Annotated in this window: 20 protein-coding genes; 9 read left to right on the top strand and 11 right to left on the bottom strand. The window is 40.6% G+C overall.

Going from position 1 to position 20,806, the window contains the following annotated elements; translation table 11 throughout:
- Window positions 1-2: 2 nt before the first annotated feature.
- The 4 genes from dps to PAARA_RS18255 all read right to left on the bottom strand — a co-directional run bounded on the left by dps (window position 3) and on the right by PAARA_RS18255 (window position 3,162).
- Entirely contained in the window at window positions 3-521 is a 519-nt protein-coding gene (dps, locus tag PAARA_RS18240; RefSeq protein ID WP_062570417.1) for a DNA starvation/stationary phase protection protein Dps, read from the bottom strand.
- 250 nt (window positions 522-771) lie between these two features.
- On the bottom strand, window positions 772-1,191 hold the full coding sequence (locus tag PAARA_RS18245; protein ID WP_062570418.1) for a CBS domain-containing protein: 420 nt from the start codon (window positions 1,189-1,191) through the stop codon (window positions 772-774).
- A 139-nt stretch (window positions 1,192-1,330) separates the two neighbouring features.
- A complete protein-coding gene (locus PAARA_RS18250; protein WP_062570419.1) occupies window positions 1,331-2,467 on the bottom strand; it encodes a GGDEF domain-containing protein in 1,137 nt (378 codons plus the stop codon).
- A 104-nt stretch (window positions 2,468-2,571) separates the two neighbouring features.
- Window positions 2,572-3,162, bottom strand: a complete 591-nt coding sequence (locus PAARA_RS18255) for a LysE family translocator (RefSeq protein ID WP_062570420.1) — start codon at window positions 3,160-3,162, stop codon at window positions 2,572-2,574.
- A gap of 99 nt (window positions 3,163-3,261) precedes the next feature.
- On the opposite strand from PAARA_RS18255, the gene PAARA_RS18260 reads away from it, so the two are divergent.
- Entirely contained in the window at window positions 3,262-3,711 is a 450-nt protein-coding gene (locus PAARA_RS18260; protein ID WP_062570421.1) for an Lrp/AsnC family transcriptional regulator, read from the top strand.
- Window positions 3,712-3,865: 154 nt separating this feature from the next.
- The gene (locus tag PAARA_RS18265) at window positions 3,866-5,170 is read left to right on the top strand and encodes a GGDEF domain-containing protein (RefSeq protein WP_083515354.1); all 1,305 of its coding nucleotides are present in this window, start codon (window positions 3,866-3,868) and stop codon (window positions 5,168-5,170) included.
- 16 nt (window positions 5,171-5,186) lie between these two features.
- On the opposite strand, the gene PAARA_RS18270 is transcribed toward PAARA_RS18265, so the two are convergent.
- Together PAARA_RS18270 and PAARA_RS18275 are read right to left on the bottom strand one after the other, a co-directional pair.
- Window positions 5,187-5,822: a response regulator gene (locus tag PAARA_RS18270; RefSeq protein WP_062570423.1), complete on the bottom strand. Its 636-nt coding sequence runs from the start codon at window positions 5,820-5,822 to the stop codon at window positions 5,187-5,189.
- A gap of 4 nt (window positions 5,823-5,826) precedes the next feature.
- Window positions 5,827-6,990 (bottom strand): sensor histidine kinase, encoded by a 1,164-nt coding sequence (locus tag PAARA_RS18275; RefSeq protein ID WP_062570424.1) that lies wholly within the window; start codon window positions 6,988-6,990, stop codon window positions 5,827-5,829.
- Between the two features lie 133 nt (window positions 6,991-7,123).
- Between PAARA_RS18275 and PAARA_RS18280 the strand changes: the two genes are divergently transcribed.
- From PAARA_RS18280 to PAARA_RS18290, 3 genes are all read left to right on the top strand, one after another.
- Window positions 7,124-7,942 (top strand): MipA/OmpV family protein, encoded by an 819-nt coding sequence (locus PAARA_RS18280; protein WP_062570425.1) that lies wholly within the window; start codon window positions 7,124-7,126, stop codon window positions 7,940-7,942.
- A 9-nt stretch (window positions 7,943-7,951) separates the two neighbouring features.
- Complete coding sequence (locus PAARA_RS18285; RefSeq protein ID WP_062570426.1) at window positions 7,952-8,605, top strand: hypothetical protein; 654 nt, start codon at window positions 7,952-7,954, stop codon at window positions 8,603-8,605.
- Between the two features lie 119 nt (window positions 8,606-8,724).
- Window positions 8,725-10,092 carry an alkaline phosphatase PhoX gene (locus PAARA_RS18290; RefSeq protein ID WP_062570427.1) on the top strand — a complete coding sequence of 456 codons (1,368 nt, stop codon included), beginning with the start codon at window positions 8,725-8,727 and terminating at the stop codon, window positions 10,090-10,092.
- Window positions 10,093-10,109: 17 nt separating this feature from the next.
- Here PAARA_RS18290 and PAARA_RS18295 read toward each other — a convergent pair whose 3' ends face one another.
- Together PAARA_RS18295 and PAARA_RS18300 are read right to left on the bottom strand one after the other, a co-directional pair.
- A complete protein-coding gene (locus PAARA_RS18295; RefSeq protein ID WP_062570428.1) occupies window positions 10,110-11,054 on the bottom strand; it encodes an alpha/beta fold hydrolase in 945 nt (314 codons plus the stop codon).
- 139 nt (window positions 11,055-11,193) lie between these two features.
- Window positions 11,194-13,563: a TonB-dependent receptor domain-containing protein gene (locus PAARA_RS18300; RefSeq protein ID WP_062570429.1), complete on the bottom strand. Its 2,370-nt coding sequence runs from the start codon at window positions 13,561-13,563 to the stop codon at window positions 11,194-11,196.
- A gap of 247 nt (window positions 13,564-13,810) precedes the next feature.
- On the opposite strand from PAARA_RS18300, the gene PAARA_RS18305 reads away from it, so the two are divergent.
- From PAARA_RS18305 to PAARA_RS18320, 4 genes are all read left to right on the top strand, one after another.
- Entirely contained in the window at window positions 13,811-15,067 is a 1,257-nt protein-coding gene (locus PAARA_RS18305; RefSeq protein WP_062570430.1) for an MFS transporter, read from the top strand.
- Between the two features lie 68 nt (window positions 15,068-15,135).
- Entirely contained in the window at window positions 15,136-15,609 is a 474-nt protein-coding gene (locus PAARA_RS18310) for a VOC family protein (RefSeq protein WP_062570431.1), read from the top strand.
- A gap of 68 nt (window positions 15,610-15,677) precedes the next feature.
- A complete protein-coding gene (locus PAARA_RS18315; protein ID WP_062570432.1) occupies window positions 15,678-16,988 on the top strand; it encodes a DASH family cryptochrome in 1,311 nt (436 codons plus the stop codon).
- 117 nt (window positions 16,989-17,105) lie between these two features.
- A complete protein-coding gene (locus tag PAARA_RS18320) occupies window positions 17,106-17,981 on the top strand; it encodes a sensor domain-containing diguanylate cyclase (protein ID WP_062570433.1) in 876 nt (291 codons plus the stop codon).
- A gap of 70 nt (window positions 17,982-18,051) precedes the next feature.
- On the opposite strand, the gene PAARA_RS18325 is transcribed toward PAARA_RS18320, so the two are convergent.
- The 3 genes from PAARA_RS18325 to PAARA_RS18335 form a co-directional block, all read right to left on the bottom strand.
- Window positions 18,052-19,935, bottom strand: coding sequence for a propionyl-CoA synthetase (locus PAARA_RS18325; RefSeq protein WP_062570434.1), 1,884 nt, complete (start codon window positions 19,933-19,935; stop codon window positions 18,052-18,054).
- A 118-nt stretch (window positions 19,936-20,053) separates the two neighbouring features.
- The gene (locus tag PAARA_RS18330) at window positions 20,054-20,440 is read right to left on the bottom strand and encodes a hypothetical protein (RefSeq protein WP_062570435.1); all 387 of its coding nucleotides are present in this window, start codon (window positions 20,438-20,440) and stop codon (window positions 20,054-20,056) included.
- Window positions 20,437-20,742: a hypothetical protein gene (locus PAARA_RS18335; protein WP_062570436.1), complete on the bottom strand. Its 306-nt coding sequence runs from the start codon at window positions 20,740-20,742 to the stop codon at window positions 20,437-20,439. The genes PAARA_RS18330 and PAARA_RS18335 overlap by 4 nt, the downstream gene beginning before the upstream one ends.
- Between the last annotated feature and the right edge of the window lie 64 nt (window positions 20,743-20,806).

The following is a 20,806-nucleotide window of genomic DNA, read 5'->3' on the forward strand; positions in this document are numbered from 1 at the left end:
TGTTAACCTTTTAATTCGCCTGTAGACGATTCGATATGTGCACGAACAAACCACTGGAACTGTTCAAGCTCTGCAAGTTGGCCTGTGATCATATCCTCAGAAACAGGGTCTAATTCAGCAAGTTGCTCAAGCGCCTTACGGTGATCTTTATTGACGCCGTTATAAACTTTATCGAGAGCAGTTAAGTGATCAGATACTAGCCCTTTGCCTAGTGAGTAATCTTTCCACTCGCGGCGATCAACGATTGACTGTGGTGTGCCAACAGGAACACCGCCCATAGTTGCAATACGCTCGGCAATAGTGTCGGTCATTTCTTGAACGGCACTTACTTGTGGATCAAGCATTTCATGCACACCGATAAAGTTTGGACCGACAACATTCCAGTGGATATGCTTAAGAGTAAGGTGTAAATCGATTAAAGCGACCATGCGCTTGTCTAAAATAGCAATTGTATCGGCTGCTGATTCGTTATTAACGCCTGGGGCCGTGAATTCAGCGACTTTTGATGATGTATTACTCATTACTCCTCCGAGATTCTCTAAAATTGTATTTCCATAAAGCTTTTAAGTTACTTAGTCGTTACTTAAAAAGCGAAGTTATTAGAGTAGAAGCAATCGTTATGCCGATATCTGAAATTTTTTAAGCTGATGATTTTTAATGTTTTATTTTTATTTTTATTTTGAGGGTGCTCAACAAGATACTGAATGAATATGAAAAGTCTGCACACTCTATGTAAAAAATTCAGTGTGCAGAAGCTAGGAACATAAATCGTTAAGAGAGCAGGGCCGCTGCTAAGCGAACAAAGTCAGAAGAGGTTAAAATGCCAACTAAGTTATTATCATCATCGACAACGGGCATACAGCCGTGACGGTTTTCAACAAAAAACTTTGCTACTTCATGCAATGGTTGATTAGGTGAAATACTTGTGAAATCAGTGGCCATAATATCTTGCACTTTAGTTTGCTTTTCTTTGCGTTCAAGTGCACTGGCACTGAAGTTCGCCATAATACTCATTACTTGAGCGATCATGATCTTTTGAGTCAGCATGCCAACTAAACCACCATGCTCATTAATGACAGGAATGTGTCGAATATTTTTTTCTTTCATTAAGTTATGAGCATCATGCAATGAGTTTGCTGCGGTGATAGCCAGCGGATCGGGCGTCATCAAGTCTGAAACAAGGTGTGTCATGGTAAAGTCCTAGTAATTTAATCATGTTGGTATCAGTGTAGCCTGAATATGATTGAGTGCACTTCACCTAGATCAAAGTTTATGATTAATTACTTAATTTTTTTAATGATAAGGAATTAAAATTAAACTGTTCAAATGATTAAAATGTGGTTTCAATTCGGTTGCGACCATTGTTTTTAGCCGAATAGAGGGCTTTATCTGCTCGGTTAATTAAGTCGTCAAATGTGTCTGCTTGTTGCCAATGAGTAAGGCCAAAGCTGGCTGTGAGTGAAATGATTTGTTGTTTATATTCAATTTGACTTGTTTCTATGGTCTGGCGAAGCTTTTCAAGTTTTTGGTAGGCTTGCTCTGGGGATTTTTCGATACTGAGAATGAGAAATTCCTCGCCCCCTAAACGGCAGCATAGATCTTCTCGGTGTAGGTGACGTTGTAAAAGCTCTGCTAACACTTCCAGCACTAGGTCTCCTGCTTCATGCCCGTAGTTATCATTTATGCTTTTAAAAAAGTCGATGTCTAAAGCGCTTGCATAAAGGAAAGTCGCATGCTGATTAGTCAATAACTGCCGTTTGTCTAAAACATACTGAAGACCTCGACGGTTATATAAATTTGTGAGTGGATCCTTGAGTGATAGTTCAGCATAGCGCCGTTTTTCATCGATTAGAAGGGTGGTGATAAGCCCAAGCCCTGTCATGACAAATACCGTGGCATGAGCAACCACGGTTAATGAGTAAAGTGTCAGTAGGTTATGTGAATGAGTGATAATAGTTAACTGAGTAATAGGCACTAAAAGTAAAATACATTGTGCTGCTAAGAGCACAGTATTACCTATATTGCTCTTGTATAGTGCTCGGGTAAAAGTAAAGTAAATAAGGGCAGGTAACACGGTTAGAGTAAAACATGCCTCTACTAAAGCAAGTTGGTTAATACTGTTTGTGAATAATACGCAAACTGAAAAAATAGCACCGTGGCCAATCATTAATCGATTAAAGCGGCACTTTTCATCGTGGTTATAAATCGAGAGCTGAAGTAGTACCATTGACAGAATATAAATAATAACACTGGGCCGAAAATCACTGGGAAGCCCGAAAATATTTTGTATCCACAGCCAAGCAAAGCCAGCAACACCTAGATAGAAAAATAAGTTAAAGAAGACAATTGACTTACTTTTAAAACGGCTAATCATTAATCCGGTTGCAATGACCGAGCAGGTTATTACAGTGATCAGCAAAAAAACAAAGAAGCCGTGATAAAAATAACTTTCGAGGTTTATAGCCATAACTCACATAGAAAAACGAGCAATAGTTAAAAGCTTAGCATAGAAAGATTTTTACACTAAAATCTACTCTGTTGTTGTGCTGGCCTTTTTGTGCTGCGACAAGTTCAAAATAAGCTAAACAATACAGAAACGATTAATAGCCCTGCCATAATGTAATTAAATCCTTTTAATCGTACTGGATTTCTGAGGTAGTGTTGAAGCTTTTGTCCGAGCAAGGTCCAAGAGCACACGCATGGTAAGTTAACGACGCCAAAAACGATACTAACAATAAAAACAGAGAGTAGATTTTTATCAGGTGCGTAAAGACCAATAGCACTTAGTGCCATTGCCCACGCTTTTGGATTAACCCATTGAAATAATGCAGCTTGGGTAAAAGTAAAGGGCTCACTCTTGTTATTAGAGGCTTGTTGCCCATTGCTAGTGGCAATCTTAAACGCAAGATAGAACAGGTAAGCAACACAAAATACTTTGAGAATCAGGTAGCTTGATGGAAATAAGTCAAACACTTGCATAACACCTAGTCCAACAAGTATTAGCATTAACATGAATCCAAGTGTTACGCCAAGTAAGTGTGGCATTGTTCTACGAAAACCAAAATTCGCGCCAGAGCTCATTAACATCAAATTATTAGGACCAGGTGTAATTGATGAAACTAAGGCAAATAGCGCCAGTGCAGTAAGGATCTCAAAAGTCATTATCACTTCTCCATATTTTTAGAAATGCAATGATAGCTTGATGTTGATGCAATTTTATCGCTTAATGTTGTTTACATGGTTAATTTAAAGCAATAACGAATGAAAAAAGACAATATAAATAACAGAATATTGCGTGAGCTAAAACGCAATGGCCGTATGGCTAATGCTGAGCTTGCAGAGAAAGTTGGATTATCACCATCAGCCTGCCTACGCAGAGTACAGGAACTTGAACGCTCAGGCGTTATTTCAGGTTATCGAGCTGTTATTAATAACCAAGCAGTGGGTCTAGGGTTTATAGCCTATGTGGGGGTTGGCCTGAATGAGCACTCAACACGATCGCAGCTAGCATTTGAGCAAGCCCTTGAATTTATTGCTGAGGTTAAAGAGTGCCATAACGTGACGGGTTCGTACGAATATTTGCTAAGAGTCGAAACAACAGACCTTAAAGCCTATAAATCGTTTCACGCTGATGTACTGGGCTCAATCCCTCAGGTGAGAACAATTACTTCACATGTGGTTATGGATTCGCCAAAAGATGAACGAGCTTAATAGGTTAAAATGATTACTATTGTTATTTTATAAAGTTATTTAGTTTTAGTTTTTTCATATAAATAAAAAATGAATCTCAAATTAATATAAATAACAGAAATACAAATAATAACATTACCTCTGTTAAGCTAAAGTTAATTCTTGTGTTGACAGAATGTCCCGATTAAAGACGTATACCATTAAATATAATAATATTTATGGTGCTTATGTTCTGATGTTGGTAGTTGGACTAATAATTTTTGTTGGTTTATTATCCACGCCTAAAATTTCACATGCAGGGACAATAATAAGAATGGATCTTCACACATTGCTCATTTGCACCGCCCTAGTAAGCTTTATTATGATGCTTACAATGGCAGCGCTTTTCATCGTTAGTCGTAATGAAAAATACTTGCTTGATTGGCTTGTTTGTGGAGTGTTATTTTTTGTATCTAACTTAGTCGGAATTGTTGCGACTCAAGTTTCTCTTTCCTGGATTTTCCATCCTTCTTTTGCTAATGCTTGTTACCTTGGTGCACATGCAGCCTTATTTAGTGGTGTATCACGTTGCTTATATGGTCGCTCCACTTGGGGGTTGGTCGTTATAGTATTTGTGGGTATTTACTTGCTTAATCTGGTTCCTCCTTTGGTTGAGTCTGTTGAGTTAAGAATCGTAGCCTTGTATCCAGTAATTGCGGCGCTTGATATTTCAGCAACTATGGCACTTTGGAAACACCGCAAAGAAGAAGTCGGCAGGGGATATTATTTATTAATAGGTATTTTATTTATATTCGCTGCTCAACTTTTAATACGAGGTTATTTTTTATTGGCGGGTGTAGAAAATTATCCGTGGTTAGATAAAGGTCTTTTATTAGATATTGGTAGTTTGGCTGTTATCGCATTTGTATTTTTATTAACCATTTCATTTTCAGTCGTCGTAACATGGCGAAAAGAGCTAGCCCTTAGAGAATACTCTTTTACTGACCATTTAACAGGTTGGTATAACCGAAAAGCGCTTGAAAAGGTCGCTAGTAATGAAATTAAACGCTGCTCTAGAAATAATTTTCGCCTCGCATTCATCGTGTTTGATATTGATTATTTTAAATCAGTGAATGATAGGTTTGGTCATATACAAGGTGATAAAGCCTTGAAACATGTCACCAAGATAGCAAAGCAACAGTTAAGGGGGTATGATCATAATTTTCGCTTAGGCGGCGAAGAGTTTGCTGTTTTGGTCAGCCACTTAAAGCCTCAAGATGTTGAATTGCTTGCACAACGTATTCGTAAAAAAGTCGCAAGAACACCTTTAAATATTGAAGGTGAAGCAGTGCACTTAACCATTAGTGTGGGTGTTGCGATATCAAAAAATCAAGAAACCTCTTGGGAGGATGTTTTAAAGCGTGCGGATGATGCCCTTTACCGCTCTAAGCATGATGGCCGTAATTTAGTAACGAGCTATGGTGATTTGGCCGAGGCTTAGCACTGGGTAACTCGCTTTAAATTAAACCTAAATCAATCGCTTTTAGAGCGGCTCGTGTTCTATCGCGCACATCTAGCTTTCGTAAAATAAACGATACTTGATTACGTATTGTACCTTCTGATTTATATAATGCTTGGGCTATTTCTGAATTTGAGTAGCCCGCAGCAATTAAATTAAGTACCCTCAGCTCACTTTTACTTAACTTATCAGGCAATAAGGTTGGCTCACTGTGAGACTTAATTGGATTGTTAAGTATTCTCTGCGTAATTGCCGGTGAAAGTGCAGAGCCGCCACTAGCCAGTGTTTCGATGGCAGACACTAGTCGTTCTAAATTAATATCCTTTAATGCATAACCTTTTGCACCATAGCGAATACATTCAAGTACTTGCTCACTATCATCAAAAGTTGTAAGCACTAATACTGGGTGAGTGAATCCCTGTTTCTGCATTGTTTTGAGTACGCCAATACCATCTAAAATAGGCATGCGAATATCTAAAAGCACAACATCCACAGCACATCGATTAAGTATTTCTAAAGCAGTGCGACCATTATCTGCTTCAGCGACAACGTGGATGTTGTCTTTTAACGCCAATAAGCTTTTGAGCCCTTCTCTTAGTAAAGTTTGGTCATCAACTAATAGCACATTAATCATAATGTTACGCCAATGTATGTGGGTTAAGTTTATGGGGAAGGGTTGCATTAATAGCAAAGCCGTTATCACAGTGCTTGAACTCAATGGCTCCTTTGACTAGAGCCAGTCGCTCTTGCATACCTTTTAAACCGTTACCTAAATTAAGTTCAGTACTTTTATTGCCATTATCTTTTATATGTAATTGCACAGTTTGATTTTCGAGCCGTAAAGTAACGTTAAGCTCATCGGCATCACTGTGCTTTATACTATTTGTTATCGCTTCTTGAATTGCATGAAATAGGGTTTGTGCTAAGAGTGCATCGCTTATTTTGATCGCCGGATCATATTCAAGCATAACATTTAAGCCTGCAACATCACTGCATAAAGAGTGCAGTGATGCGTATAAGTCGATAGTTTGGTTTTCACGCATAGATGACACTGAATCACGCACATCACTGAGTAATAAGCGCGTTATCTGCTGGGCTTTAGCAATATGCTTAGGTGCTTGGACGCTTGCGCAGTGACTCGCTACTTCTAAATGAATACTCAGCCCTGTTAAATGGTGACCAAGGGTGTCATGTAAATCACGGGCTATGCGAATACGCTCATCGCGAGTGGCAGTGTCGTTTAAAAGTGATTGCGTTGCTTTTAATTCACGTAATAAATGCGCAGCTTGCTCTTTTGCTTTGCGTTCAGAAATAAGCCGTGTTGCAAAACGATATGCAAAGCTATTGTACAAGGTAAATGCTAGGCCATTTAACAAAACAAACTCTCTATTGAAACCATAATGAAGAACTAACGCCATACAAAAGGGCAAGCATATAAGGAGATAAAGTATTGATTTTCTTGGCTCGTAATCACTGAACTTAACTAAAAAAATGATCAATAAAATAGCGACAAAGCCAATATTAAATAACCACATTAATAGTAATACATTGGTGACAGTGACGTTTAAAATAACAGTTTGATAAACCTTAAAGTGGCGTCTAAAAAACTCAAAGTAAATTAAAAATGCGAAAAAGCTAGTAAATAAACAGCTGATCAATACAACATGCATCGGTGTGTAATCAAGTGGTGGAGGCGTGCTGAGCGACCATGCATGCAAGGTGTAAATAAACACAAATAGCCAAGTGACTGCTGAAAGCAGAAAGTCGCTGCGCTGTACAAAAAGACGTAAAAATTTGTTCATGTCTTTATTCTAATCCGCATTTATCTGTTTATGTATATGACAAATGTCACGTTTAAAGTTGTGACATTTGCAGCATGTTTGCCCATCAGATGAGCGTTATATTGTTATTAAACATCAATATAGGGACATTATCATGACCAAACATGAAATTCTGCGAAATAGTCTATTTTCTTATCCGTTCATCCTTGCTTATTGCTTTGCATCATTATTTATCAATGGTGCTCAAGCAAAAGAGCAAACAGATAAATGGCAAATGGATGTGGGAGCAGGGCAGCTTGCAATCGATACTCCTTGGCATGGCTACGATATACAAACGATGTCGCTTCCATACTTTAATGCGCGTAAAGGTGCGTGGCGTATTGGTCCTAAATACGGCTTAGTGCAATATGCTTTTTTATATGGTGCAGAATTTGAAGCTACCATGGGGCTTAGTTTTCGTGATGAGACCTATGATAGTAGCTTAATTTTTAGTGATGAGTTGTCAGACGATGAGGTATTTACAAATTATAAAGATGGCAAGGGCGAGCTTACTTTTAGAACTCAGTTACAGTACAAACAGTTGTTTTTACGTTTAGCGCAAGATGTTTCCAACCACTCACAGGGACTTACCTTACTTGCGCAGTATCGTCTACCTATTTACGGTAAAGGTTTGGGTTTACAGCTTAGTGCTGATCTTGGTCTCTACTGGCAAGATGAAAAGTACACCCAATACCTCTATGGCATCTCTAAGAAGAACATTGCCCCAGAATACGGTCGATATGCTTATCAAACTCGCTCTGCTATTAATCCATTTACTGCCTTGAATCTTGCTTATATTTATAACGAACATTGGTCCATCCAAGCGACTTACCGAATTGAAACGTTAGACTCAACAATTAAAAAAAGCCCATTAGTTGCAGACAGTGCTAAGCAGCAGTTGGCCGTTTTTGTAAATTATCGTTTTGAAAAGTAAGGGATATAAATGAAACTGTTAAGTACAATTCTTATCTTTTGTTTGCTTGCTGGCTGTAATAGCGCAGAGGATGAGGTATTCAATGAAGATGATTTATATGAGCCTTTTTTCTCGAGTGATTATTATGTGTATAACTTCAGCGAGTACCCAATTGATTTTTATATGATGAATCTAAGAAATAGCACCTCAGCTGACGCAATTTATAAACAGCATAATTATCAACAATCTGTGGATGCATATAATGGTTTTACCAAGCTCAGCTTTAAACGCTCAACCCTTGGTAATGTTGGTTTTGCAGCTTTTTATGATGATGAAATCAAAGTGCAAAGACAGAAATGGATTGCCAATGATACAGAAAATTATTTAATAGTATATGAGGCAAATTCACAGCTAAAACTTGGCTTTTTAGCCCGAACGAACGCTATTGATATTACCGGTGATCCCATGGTTCGACTTGTAAGCTTTGCAGGTGATATGAATTATACCTACAAGCGTGGTACGAGCTTACTCTTAGAGGAAATTGCTACGAGCTACTTGCCTATTACTGATTGTGGCACTGATTTGCAAATTATTGGGTATGAGTATGACTTTTGCAGTTTAGAGAGTCGTGGTTATTTAGTTTTAGTCCTTCCCAATCAGTCGCTTGCGATTATTGAAGAGTAGCTACGACAGTGGTTCATGACATTTTTGTGAATATTGTGATAATGTAACTTTTTGCTGCTTTATTGCTTTATAATGCTTTTTTATTTGTATGATAAAGCTGCTTTCAGCTTGGAGTTAACATGGTTTCACGTCGAGAATTTTTAGTCGGGGCAGGTACTTTAGCTTTTTTAGGGTTGTCTAAAAGTGCCATGGGGAATGTTTCATTCAGTGATCTTAAAGCAACAATTAGTGGTTTTGGTCCATTACTTCCAGATCCTAACAAATTATTAGATTTACCCGCAGGGTTCAGTTATCAAGTTATTTCAAGCCTAGGTGAAAAAATGTCTGATGGATTTACGGTCCCTGATAAAGCCGATGGTATGGGCTGCATCGCACTTGGTAATGACCACGTTGCTTTAGTGCGTAATCATGAGCTAAAGCCAAAAGATTTAGCAAAAGCTGAAGTAAGTATTGCAAACCATAAAACCCCCCTCGCATTCGATACCAACAGTGACGGTGTTGCATTACCAGGTGGAACTAGCCACATCATTTATAACTTAAAAACACACCAAAAAGAGCAAGAGTATTTGTCGTTAGTGGGAACTATTCGGAATTGTTCTGGAGGAATTACCCCATGGGGCACATGGCTAACCTGCGAAGAAACCACCGATACTAAAGCTGATGGATTCAATCAAGATCATGGTTATATTTTTGAAGTACCAGCAAATAGTAAAGGCCTAATTAAACCAGAGCCATTAACAGCAATGGGGCGATTCAACCATGAAGCTGCCGCGGTTGACCCGCGTACGGGCATTGTTTATTTAACGGAAGACAAAGGCGACAGTGTATTTTATCGTTTTATTCCGAATGAATATGGCAAGCTGCATAAAGGCGGGCAATTACAAGCCATGGTTGTGAAGAATAAACCACAATTCGATAGCCGTAATTGGAATAAAAAAGCCATGGGGTTACATCAAGAATTTGAGGTTGAGTGGGTAAATCTGGATAACCCTGAAAGCCCAAAAGACGACTTACGCCTGCGTGGATATAAACAAGGAGCAGCATTATTTGCCCGTGGTGAAGGTATTCATTGGGGCGATAAAGAGCTGTACTTTTGTTGTACCAACGGCGGTAAAAAACAACTGGGTCAGGTTATGAAATATCAGCCATCAGAGTTTGAAGGCACGGATAAAGAAGGTGAGCGACCTGGTAAAATCTCCTTGTTTGTCGAAAGTAGCAGCAAAACCCTTTATAACTTTGGCGATAACTTAACTGTGTCACCTAATGGCCATTTAATTGTGTGTGAAGACCAATATACCGATGTGGTTGATAATCACTTGCGTGGTGTAACACCACAAGGTCAAGTTTATAATTTTGCCCGCTTAGTTGCACAAACAGAGCTTGCTGGTGCCTGTTTTTCACCAGATGGTAGTACTTTGTTTGTGAATGTTTACTCACCTTCAAAAACACTCGCTATTAGAGGTCCTTGGCATCAATTTAGTGCTTAAGTTATTCGCTCTCATAGTCATTTTTTAAAGTGGCTATGGGCATGCTTTGCTTTAGGTATACTTTTTTGTGACGCTTTATAGGCGTGTTTGCTAATCCATTTGGTTATCTTTTTCATTAAAGCAGGCGGAAAATCGTGACCCATACCGGGCACGACTCTTAATTTGCTGCGCTTTATTAACAGTGCGGTGTTGATACCCGCAGACAGTGGCATAACAGGATCTGCACTGCCATGGATCACTAAAGTAGGGGCTTTAATTTTCTTTAAAAGTTGCTCCCGATACGGCGTTGCGGCAATGGCCGCAAGCTGACGTTTAAACCCCTTTTGGTTATTGGCAGCGCGTGTAATATAGCGTTCGGCGTTGGCATACAAAATGTGTTCATCTTGCGGGTAAGCAGGGCTGCCAATGAGTTGATTTAGACGAACATTATATTCAATAGCGGCTTGTTTATTGCTGCTGCGAGGTCTTATTTTGGCAAGCTTTACTAGTAGGTTGATATTGGAACTTGAAAACGACAAAGGCGAGCTGCTCGACATAATAGAGGTTAAGCTCAGCACGCGTTTTTTATATTTTGCCGCAGCTATTTGTGCAATCATACCACCCATAGAAGCCCCCACTAAATGGGCTTTTTTTATGCCTAAAGCGTTCATGAATTGTTTTACATCGCGAGCCATGTCATCTAACGAGTAAGGTAAATTAGCGCGAATAGGAAAGCGTCGACTTAGCCAATGTTTTAGCAAGCTCGGGTTACCAAACTCATCTAGTTTTGATGACAACCCCGCATCACGATTATCAAAACGGATGACCCTAAAACCTTTTTCAACGAGTCCATAATAAAGACTGTCTGGCCACACCGTGTATTGCGCCCCTAAACCAATGATCAAGATAATAACAGGCGCATGTTTATTGCCTTCATCTTGATAACTAATAGATATGCCGCTGGCTGTAAGGATATGTTCCATAGACTGACAAATAAGCTTACGCAGGTATCATTAGCTTAGTGTGTGAAGTTGGCAGTTTAGTGACAGTAATAAGAATAGAGTCAGTAAGAGAAATAGACAGCACATGACTGCATGCTGTCTATTTTCAGAGAGTTAAAACTTAGAAGTAAGCGGTAACGCCAATCCAGAAGTTACGACCTTTATCTTTCACGTTGTAGTCGTCTGTGAATATTACTTCACTAACTACACCGCGACCTGTTAGGTACTCATATTCACCATCACCATTTAAGTCGGTATAGCTTGTGCTATAAGACGTGAAGTCTTCGTCTAATAGGTTGTTTACACGGGCATTAATTTGCACGTACTCATTTACATAGAACTGCGCACCTAAGTTAAGTAGATTGTAGTTTTTATAGTAAAGAGCTTTGTTGTGTACGTTATCCCAACCGCGGTAACGATCTGAACGATATACACCTTGAAGGTACAGGTTCATAAAGTCAGTGGCTTCCCAGTTTAGGGTAAGGTTTGCCATGTGCTCAGCTGAGTTAGTTAATGGCTGACCTTCTTCTGGACCGCTCTTTTGTTCGCTATCAGTCCACGTATAGTTACCGTTAATCGATACCGTTTTAGTGATAGTATATTGGCCTGCAATTTCAACACCTTGTAGGTCTACTTCATCGATATTGATTTTTTGGCTGTAGCTATCGTAGCCAAGTTGATCGTACTGACCTAAGTTCACACAAGGGCGAACATTGTTCGTTTGCTCACAGCTTAAAATAGTATCGCCGCGGGCTATTTTGTCTTCAAACTTGGTGTTGTAGTAAGTCACATTGATATTGTGATCGCCGTCTAAAGAGTTCCAGTAAAGTGCGATTTCTGAGTTCACACTGGTTTCTGGCTCTAGGTCTGGGTTACCCGCAAATGGGCTTGTACCCTGGCCACCAAACCCGGTGATACCGTCGTAAAGATCGGTTGTTTGTGGTGTTTTATAACCTGTACTCACACCCCCTTTTAACGTCCAAGTATCTGATAAGTTGTACACACCGTAAACGCGAGGTGATACTTGGCTGCCAAATACATCATGGTCATCGTAACGAGCACCTAATGTGAAGGTAAAGTTGTCTGTTGCCATCCAGTTATCTTCGGCAAATACCGAGTACATGTTTTGCTCTTGTACTTGACCTGCTTGGTCACTTTCAAGGCCAAATACGCCGTCTTTTAACTCGCCGTCGATAAGTTGGCCACCCATTGCTAGGTTATGGCTACCAAAGCTACCTGTGATAGGAATATCTAAACGTAAGTCATAGGTGTATTGACTGCTTTCCAGTGGACGGGCAGGGCGTGGTAAGAAGGTTTCTTCTGCTAAGTCTTTACGTGCCTGCTCATCTAACCCTTCGTATTCGCCAGTACCATCGTACATAGCTTGCAGCTCTAAACGCTCGCTTACACTAAGTGGTAAAGTACGGCCGTTATTTTGTGTATCAACATAAGAAACAGAGGCCTTAACGGTCGCCCATTCAAGCTCGCCATCGTAACTGAGTGACCACCATTCACGGTCAAACTCTTGATCAGCTGCATAACCAGCGCGCGGGTTAACTTGACCACGGCGGTCTTGCCAAATTGATTCAATATTGTCTTTTGTGCCAAGTGGGTAAGTAATCGTGCCCGATTCAATGTCGTAGCTAGGCGTGTTGTCATACACTTGGCTTGAGTTATCATAATCAAAACGTAGATGATGAGACTCAAACGGGGTATAAGTTAAAGTAAAACCATACTGCTCGTTTGTGTTATCGACTGTACGACCACCACTACCAAAGCCAAGTGAGCGAACATGTACAACACCATTCGGATCCGTTGCTGGTTCGAATGTTGGCGATGATGCTTGTTGTTCATATACACTGCCGCGCACACCTAAGCTTAATACATCTTTGATAAGCGGACCCATCACACTAAAGTCAGTGGTAATGTCATCACCAAAATCATCGTTTTGCTGTAATGAACGGCTAAATGAAACAGCACCGCTCCAGCTATCAGTGTGCTTTTTAGTGATGATATTAATTACACCGCCAAGTGCATCAGCACCATAAAGCGTTGATGCAGGACCGCGAATAACTTCAACACGTTCAATGGCATCGACCGGTGGTACGTGGTTAAACGCGTTGCCACCAAAATTGTTTGGGTAAATATCACCATGGTTATTTTGGCGTTTACCATCAATCAATAACAGGGTGTACTCGCCTGTTAAACCACGCATACTCACACTGCCTTGGCCCGTTTTATCTCGTGTCGTGCCAATGTCGATACCTTCTAAGTACTGCACAGCATCTAGCACTGATGTAAATGCATGAGATTTTATATCTTCGTTAGTGATGATAGAGATACTTGCGGGCGCTTCAGTTACTTTCTGTTCGAAGCCCGTTGCAGTGATGACTAAGTGTTCCATATCTTGCTTAGGCTTAGCATCGTCAGCAAACGCTGAAAACTGAGCTGCAATAGCCAGTGTTAATAAGCTTGGTTTGATTGATTTCATTGTAGGTTCCAGTTCTTTTTATAAGTTATCCATTTATTGGACGTGCGTATGGTACAGAAATGGCGAATACAATCAATAATAATTTCTATTTAGATTAGTCTTTTTCAAGTTCACTTAACGGTATTCTCAATAAAGTTGCGTTAGTTTTTAGCTAATTAATACGCTGTTACAAACAAGTTTAGATTAAATTCCCAAGGCTGATTCAGTTCCTGTATAGTGTTTAATCATCATCATAAAAATTAAAATAATGAATTCAGATATTTCTTTAGCGCGCTTTAAGCAGTTTCCTGTGCTTATGTGGATCTTCTTATTTGGCTCGTTCATTACCCGTGGCAGCTATTACATGGTGTGGCCATTTCTTGCGGTGATCTTGTACGAAAAGTTTGCTTTAACAGCAACAGAAGTTGGTTTGGTGCTCACCAGTGCTGCCGTGATTTCGGTGTTTACCAGTTTTATTGGCAGCAGCCTGTCAGATAAAGTGGGCCGGCATACATTGATGTACATCACAGGTGTGTTGTACATCGTTTCTTTCTCGCTGTTGGCTGAGGTTGAAACCGTGGCAGGTTATGTAATTGTGATGACCATGTGCTCGATTGCTACTGCGCTTTGGCGACCGTTAACCAGTGCGGCGATTGGCGATATTATTGACGATGCGCAAACTCGCGAGCTGGCCATGCAGTCGCTCTATTTTATTGTTAATGTAGGCTGTGCTGTTGGCCCATTAGCAGGCGTATGGTTAGGTTTAACTGGTGAGCAGTCGAGCTTTTATGTTACCGCAGGGGCATTTGCTATCTTATTGGTGCTACTTGTTTGGGGTTTCAATTTTAGTCATAAAGCAGCAAAAAATACTGCCGCAGTCGATGAACTTGAAGAGAAAAAACCAGCAGAGCAGGGTCAACAAATTCTGCGTATTTTATTGGCTGATAAGCTGCTGCAATGTTTAATTTTAGCCAATATTTTGTGCATGTTTATTTATGCGCAAATGGATAGTTCACTCATACAATACCTAACTCGTGCAGAGGCTCCTGACTTATTAGCACTGATTTCTGCATTGATATTTACCAATGCATTGGTGATCATCTCAAGTCAATTTCTGCTGTTAAAAATGATGGCGCGATTTAGCCTAACGGTGCGAATTCAAATTGGCTTGGTGCTACTAATGGTGTCGCAACTTTGGCTAGCACTTAACCCAATAGATTTATTTTGGGGCTGGATTGGTGCGATAGTTGTGATGAGTTTGGCCGAAACCATTTTATTTCCGACGATGAACGTTCACCTTGATAGGCTTGCACCTTCTCATCTTCGTGGTGCGTACTTTGGTGCCGCTTCGTTTTATGATTTAGGGTTTGCTTTAGCGCCGCTCGGTGGTGGTTTAATTTTAGATTATTACAGTGGTCCAACTTTGTTCTTTGTAGCGGGAGGGCTTTGTCTTGTAGTGATTTATTTATACGCCATACTCGAAAAGCTACCTAGGCCCAATTTTGCAAAGCCATTAGCAAAGTAAATTTATAACGTGAAATTGCACAACAGCTGCTACCTTTATAAGTCACACATTTAACGTTGAGGTGTAATATGGCTGTTTCTGCAATTCCTAAAGGTTTCCATGCGGTAACCCCGTATCTGGTTATAGACGGTGCCACTAAGGCGATAGAGTTTTACAAACAAGCATTTGATGCCGAACTTATAATGCAAATGCCTTTACCAGATGGCGGAGTCGCTCACGGCGAAATAAAAATTGCTGATTCTCATATCATGCTATCTGATAACTGCCCTGATATAGAATTTAAGTCTCCACAGCAATTAGGGGGCTCTCCAGTGAGTCTTATGCTGTATGTTGAAGATGTTGATGCGGTATTCGCAAAAGCCTTGTCGCTAGGCGCAAAAGAGCTGCGCCCTGTGCACGACCAATTCTATGGCGACAGATCAGGGACGTTAGAAGACCCGTTCGGTCATATTTGGACTATAGGCACACACAAAGAAGATCTTACTGAGCAAGAGCTTATGCAACGCATGAGTGAGTTGATGAGTAAAGAGCAAGATGCTTAAACTTTCTGGCAGATAAAACTAAATAGCTCATTTACGCGTATCATTATTAAAATAATGTGAGCGAAACCATGAAAGAGCGTGTTTTATACTGGCTACAAAATGATTTACGGCTGATTGATAATGTCATCTTGTCTGACTTAGCGGCGTTTCAAGGCGAACTTGATTTAGTGTTTGTTGTCGAGCCGCGTTGGTTCAAGCAGAGTAATTATCAATTAAAACCCTATGGCGAGCAAAAGTATCGGTTTTTACTTGAGAGTCTGCATGCTTTTGCGGATGCACTGGAAACAATAGGGCAAACCTTACATGTTATTACTGGTGAGCCAGAAACCATTATTAGTCAGCGGTTAAAACAATACGCTATCAGCAAATTAGTTTGTACAGAGCAAGTCGGTTACTACGAGCAAAAGCAGCTAAGTAAAATCAGCGAGTTATGCCCAGATGTTACCGTAAAAACCTATCAGCAAGATACCTTATTTACAGAACGAGACTTACCATTTCAGCTTCATAATTTGCCTAAAAACTTTACCGCCTTTCGCAAAAAAGTAGAGTCTGAGCCAACATTCGTTGCGGCTCCGCTTGAGGCAATATCTCAACTGCCACATCCTGTACAGCTATGTCCAGAAGATGTGATCCCTGAAAGTTCAGCTCAATCGGGGCGTTTTGATGGTGGTTTAGTTGCAGCCCAGCAGCATTGCAATGACTACTTCTCATCTAAAGCACCCAGTAGTTATAAAGAAACACGTAACGAGTTAGACGGCTTTAGTAATAGTACAAAATTCAGTGTTTGGCTTGCCAGCGGTACAATAAGTGTTAAGCAACTTTACCACGAGGTTGCCAAATACGAACAAGAAAATGGTGCTAATGAGTCAACCTATTGGATTAAGTTTGAGCTACTTTGGCGTGAGTATTTTAAATGGTATGCGAAGTTGTTTGGTGCAAAGCTGTTTCGTTTTAAAGGGCAAAAAAAGTCACCTCCCTTACATACATTTAACAGTCACCGATTTTTAGCTTGGTGCCAAGGCAGGACGCCATTTCCACTAGTGAATGCAATCATGAACGAACTCAATGCAACAGGCTATATTTCTAATCGTGCACGGCAAATCGCTGCAAGTTGTTTAGTCAACGAATTTGCAGTGGATTGGCGATATGGGGCAGCTTATTTTGAGCAACAGCTTATTGATTACGATGTGGCTGCGAATTGGGGGAATTGGCAATATATTGCAGGTGTGGGTGTTGACCCTCGGGGCGGTCGCCATTTCCACATAAATAAGCAAACAGCCTTATATGACCCGACGGGACGTTACATTCGTAAATGGGACGGAGAAAGGCAAACTACACCGACTATTGATAATACCGATGTGGTTGATTGGCCTATTTAACCCTTGATTTGCGCTAAATCAAACATTCAATTTTCATTTTTAGAGTTTTTAACCTTTGTTATCTAAAATAATAAATAAGGCTTGCTTTTTCGTGCTAGCCAGATAACAAGGCATGCTATGACATTCAGTGATGATTATGAAAAAATAAAGTTACTTACGGCGGTTTTTTCGACCACGAGTCGGGGTATTTTAATTACCACTCCCGCGCCTAAAATTGTTGATGTAAACCCTGCATTTGAGCGTATAACGGGTTATAAAAAAGAAGATGTTATTGGTAAAAGCCCCGCAATTCTTTCAGCAAAACAACAACCCGCAGAGTTTTATGCAGCTATGTGGAAAGAGTTGCTGTTGTCAGGCCGTTGGCAAGGAGAAGTATGGAACAAGCGTAAATCGGGCGAGGTGTTTCCTGAAATGTTGTCGATTGATGCTCTTTACGATGAAGCGGGCTGTGTTAGTCATTATATTGGTGCGTTTGATGATATTTCTTCGGTCGTCGAAAAACGTCAGTTTTTGACAGAACTTGTAAATCAAGATCCACTGACAAAATTGTTGAACCGGCGAGGCTTAGATATTCAGTTACATGCTTTTATGCAAGATAAGCAAGGCACACAGCACTTTGCGATTATCTATATTGATTTGGATAATTTTAAACTGATTAATGATACGTATGGTCACGAACAAGGCGACAACTTACTAATTACAATTAGTGAGCAGCTATTACTTCAGCTGCGAGAACAGGATATTTTAGCCCGTATTGGCGGAGATGAGTTTGTGGTTTTACTGCCATCACTCTCATCTTTGAAGCCATGTAATGAAGTCGCTATGCGCTGCACAGAGGCCGTTAAACGCGCAGCTAAAAAATATCACACGTCTTACCCTGTGAGTGTAAGTTATGGTATTTCGCTATATCCAATTAATGGTAATAGTATTAAAACTTTGCTTCAGCATGCAGATACGATGATGTATAAAATGAAACAGCAACATAAAGTATAATATGTTTAGAATAGCACAAGGAAGAAAGGCCTTTCACAACAAGGCCTTTGGGTAACATTACAAAAGCAAATCAGCGATTGTGTAGTTGTTGGTTGATTTCATCAAAAATGCTTGCGTCATCGATGGTTGAGGGAATTTGCAACTCTTCACCATCGACCAATTGGCGCAAGTTCTTTCTAAGTATTTTACCTGAGCGGGTTTTCGGTAGGCGTTCAACGTGCAAAATATTCTTTAAACAAGCAATCGCTCCTATTTGATGCCTAACCGAATGAATAAGCGCTTGCTCCACCTCTTTACTGTCGCCAAGGTAGTCATCTTTTAGCACAATCATTGCCATTGGCAGTTGGCCTTTTAATGTATCGTTAACGCCAAAAACGGCACACTCAGCTACAGCAGGGTGAGCTGCAACAATCTCTTCCATTTCGCCGGTGGATAAGCGATGTCCTGCCACGTTAATAACATCGTCTGTGCGTCCCATAATGAATAAGTAACCGTCATCATCAATGTAGCCGCCATCACCAGATAAGTAAAAGCCTGGGTACTCACTTAAATAACCCGCTTTAAAGCGCTCATTATTTTGCCAAATAGTGGGTAAGCAACCTGGCGGCAAAGGCAGTTTCACTACCACAGCCCCGTTTTCGTTTGGTGCACAACGCTCGCCATTCATATCTAAAATTTGTACATCAAAGCCTGGGGTAGGCACCGTCGAGCTCCCAGGCTTTGTAGTAAGCTGTTCTATACCAATAGGGTTGCAAGCAATAGCCCAGCCCGTTTCAGTTTGCCACCAGTGATCAAGTACTGGTAATCCGGTGTGTTCTTGAAGCCATTCGTAGGTGGGTGGATCTAGCCGTTCACCCGCTAGAAATAAACGCTTCAATGACGACGTGTCGTACTTTTTAAAGCCTTCTGCGTTAGGATCTTCTTTTTTTATTGCTCTAAATGCTGTTGGGGCACTAAAAAGTGCTGTGACATTATATTCGGCAACAACTCGCCAAAAGGCACTGGCGTCAGGTGTTCTAATGGGTTTACCTTCGTACAACACGGTTGTACAGCGATAAATTAATGGGGCATAGACTATATATGAATGACCGACTACCCAGCCGATATCTGATGCAGCCCAAAAAACCTCACCAGGCTTCATGCCATACACAGTTTCCATGCTGTAATGCATAGCTACCGCATGACCGCCATTTTCTCTAACAACGCCTTTGGGTGTACCTGTTGTGCCAGAGGTATAAAGAATATAAAGGGGATCGTCCCCATTCACTGCAACAGGCTGCGCTTGTGGTGCATTTTCACTTGCCGATTGCCAATCAATATCACGGCCATCTTGCATTGTCGCAATAGCTTGTTCACGTTGAAACACAATGCAGTGTTCGACTGGGTGTTTTGCATTGTCTAATGCTTCATCGAGCAGAGGTTTGTATTCAATAACGTGATTAATTTCAACGCCGCAAGAGGCAGTCAGCACCAGCTTTGGCTTCGCGTCGTCAATACGTACAGCAAGTTCATGTGGAGCAAAGCCGCCAAACACCACAGAATGTATTGCACCAAGGCGTGCACACGCTAGCATACCAATCACTGCCTGTGGGATCATGGGCATATAAATAACGACTCGATCGCCTTTTGTCACACCAAGGGATTGCATGAGCCCCGCAAATTGAGCCACTTGAGTTTGTAGCTCGCCATAACTGTATTGTTGTTTAGTGTTGGTAACTGGGGAGTCGTAAATAAGCGCAGTTTGCTCAGCAAATCCTGCCTCGACGTGCTGGTCTAGGGCTAAGTAGCAGGTATTCAACTTGCCATCGGCAAACCAGTGATAAAAATCGTTTTTGTCATATTGATACGGTTCAGTGGGTGCATTAAACCATGGGATCCGTTTACTTTGCTCAAGCCAAAACTGACCTGGGTCGCGCTGAAATTGTGTATAGTGTTGTTTATATTCGCCCGCCATGATGAGGCTCCTATATTTTTAGTGAGAGATGTTTACAACATGTTAAAAATATAGGGCGCTTTTTGATTAAATAATATGCGACCTTGGTCGGCAGTCATTTAGTGTCGGGTATTAAACACTACTCTTTCGCTGAGGCTTTGCTGCGCGGTGCGCCAAGTAAAATTCCAATGTGACAAATACATACGGACAAAAATGCACTTAACCCTAATGCGCCGCCATAGCCATTTAATAGCGGCACTAAATACTCAAATAATATTGAAAAAAGCAATGCCGAGATAGCGAGTGTAAAAATTCCAAAGCGTTTTGGGGCACTCATACCAATAAACGTACCGCCAAAAAAGGCAACGCTGTACAGCTCAACATCTGGCGTAATAAAGTACAGTACACAATATGCAATAATTGATAATGATGCAGACGCTCTAATACCGTCAAAGCGATTATGATGAGCTAACAAGTAGGTTGCAAATGCTGCCAGCACAACAAGTGATATGATGACTGAGTTCATGCAACAACCCCTTTAGCTAACATGTAAAGTGCAACACTGGCAAACGCGATACTGCCTAATCGCCCACCAAAGCCAGCAAATAGGTTCATGGTTAAAATGTATAAGCATGCACCTAAAAATGAAATAAGCCCAAGCTCCCAATAATTCGCAATTAAGCTTGAAGAGCACATACCCGCGAAACTACCCGCATAAATAGCTGAGTAAGGGTGTGACTTAAAATACCTTGGAAAAGGAATAAAGGTACCTAGTAAACCAGTCCCCGCCGCTGCAACAACAATCGGTACGTTAAACTTGTCGTGCAATATAAAGCTTAAAAAGCAGCCACAAAAGAAACAAATATACTTAACTAAAAAAAAACTAAAATGA

This window comes from Pseudoalteromonas arabiensis (genome assembly GCF_001550155.1).
Lineage (GTDB): Bacteria > Pseudomonadota > Gammaproteobacteria > Enterobacterales > Alteromonadaceae > Pseudoalteromonas > Pseudoalteromonas arabiensis.

Bases quoted from the DNA above. Each gene is read 5' to 3' on its own strand.
- PAARA_RS18270 (WP_062570423.1), bottom strand. From the start codon at position 5,822: ATGATTAATGTGCTATTAGTTGATGACCAAACTTTACTAAGAGAAGGG.
- PAARA_RS18255 (WP_062570420.1), bottom strand. From the start codon at position 3,162: ATGACTTTTGAGATCCTTACTGCACTGGCGCTATTTGCCTTAGTTTCA.
- PAARA_RS18245 (WP_062570418.1), bottom strand. From the start codon at position 1,191: ATGACACACCTTGTTTCAGACTTGATGACGCCCGATCCGCTGGCTATC.
- PAARA_RS18275 (WP_062570424.1), bottom strand. From the start codon at position 6,990: ATGAACAAATTTTTACGTCTTTTTGTACAGCGCAGCGACTTTCTGCTT.
- dps (WP_062570417.1), bottom strand. From the start codon at position 521: ATGAGTAATACATCATCAAAAGTCGCTGAATTCACGGCCCCAGGCGTT.
- PAARA_RS18310 (WP_062570431.1), top strand. From the start codon at position 15,136: ATGGCTGTTTCTGCAATTCCTAAAGGTTTCCATGCGGTAACCCCGTAT.
- PAARA_RS18250 (WP_062570419.1), bottom strand. From the start codon at position 2,467: ATGGCTATAAACCTCGAAAGTTATTTTTATCACGGCTTCTTTGTTTTT.
- PAARA_RS18280 (WP_062570425.1), top strand. From the start codon at position 7,124: ATGACCAAACATGAAATTCTGCGAAATAGTCTATTTTCTTATCCGTTC.
- PAARA_RS18285 (WP_062570426.1), top strand. From the start codon at position 7,952: ATGAAACTGTTAAGTACAATTCTTATCTTTTGTTTGCTTGCTGGCTGT.
- PAARA_RS18325 (WP_062570434.1), bottom strand. From the start codon at position 19,935: ATGGCGGGCGAATATAAACAACACTATACACAATTTCAGCGCGACCCA.
- PAARA_RS18300 (WP_062570429.1), bottom strand. From the start codon at position 13,563: ATGAAATCAATCAAACCAAGCTTATTAACACTGGCTATTGCAGCTCAG.
- PAARA_RS18305 (WP_062570430.1), top strand. From the start codon at position 13,811: ATGAATTCAGATATTTCTTTAGCGCGCTTTAAGCAGTTTCCTGTGCTT.
- PAARA_RS18330 (WP_062570435.1), bottom strand. From the start codon at position 20,440: ATGAACTCAGTCATCATATCACTTGTTGTGCTGGCAGCATTTGCAACC.
- PAARA_RS18315 (WP_062570432.1), top strand. From the start codon at position 15,678: ATGAAAGAGCGTGTTTTATACTGGCTACAAAATGATTTACGGCTGATT.
- PAARA_RS18265 (WP_083515354.1), top strand. From the start codon at position 3,866: ATGTCCCGATTAAAGACGTATACCATTAAATATAATAATATTTATGGT.
- PAARA_RS18295 (WP_062570428.1), bottom strand. From the start codon at position 11,054: ATGGAACATATCCTTACAGCCAGCGGCATATCTATTAGTTATCAAGAT.
- PAARA_RS18260 (WP_062570421.1), top strand. From the start codon at position 3,262: ATGAAAAAAGACAATATAAATAACAGAATATTGCGTGAGCTAAAACGC.
- PAARA_RS18290 (WP_062570427.1), top strand. From the start codon at position 8,725: ATGGTTTCACGTCGAGAATTTTTAGTCGGGGCAGGTACTTTAGCTTTT.
- PAARA_RS18320 (WP_062570433.1), top strand. From the start codon at position 17,106: ATGACATTCAGTGATGATTATGAAAAAATAAAGTTACTTACGGCGGTT.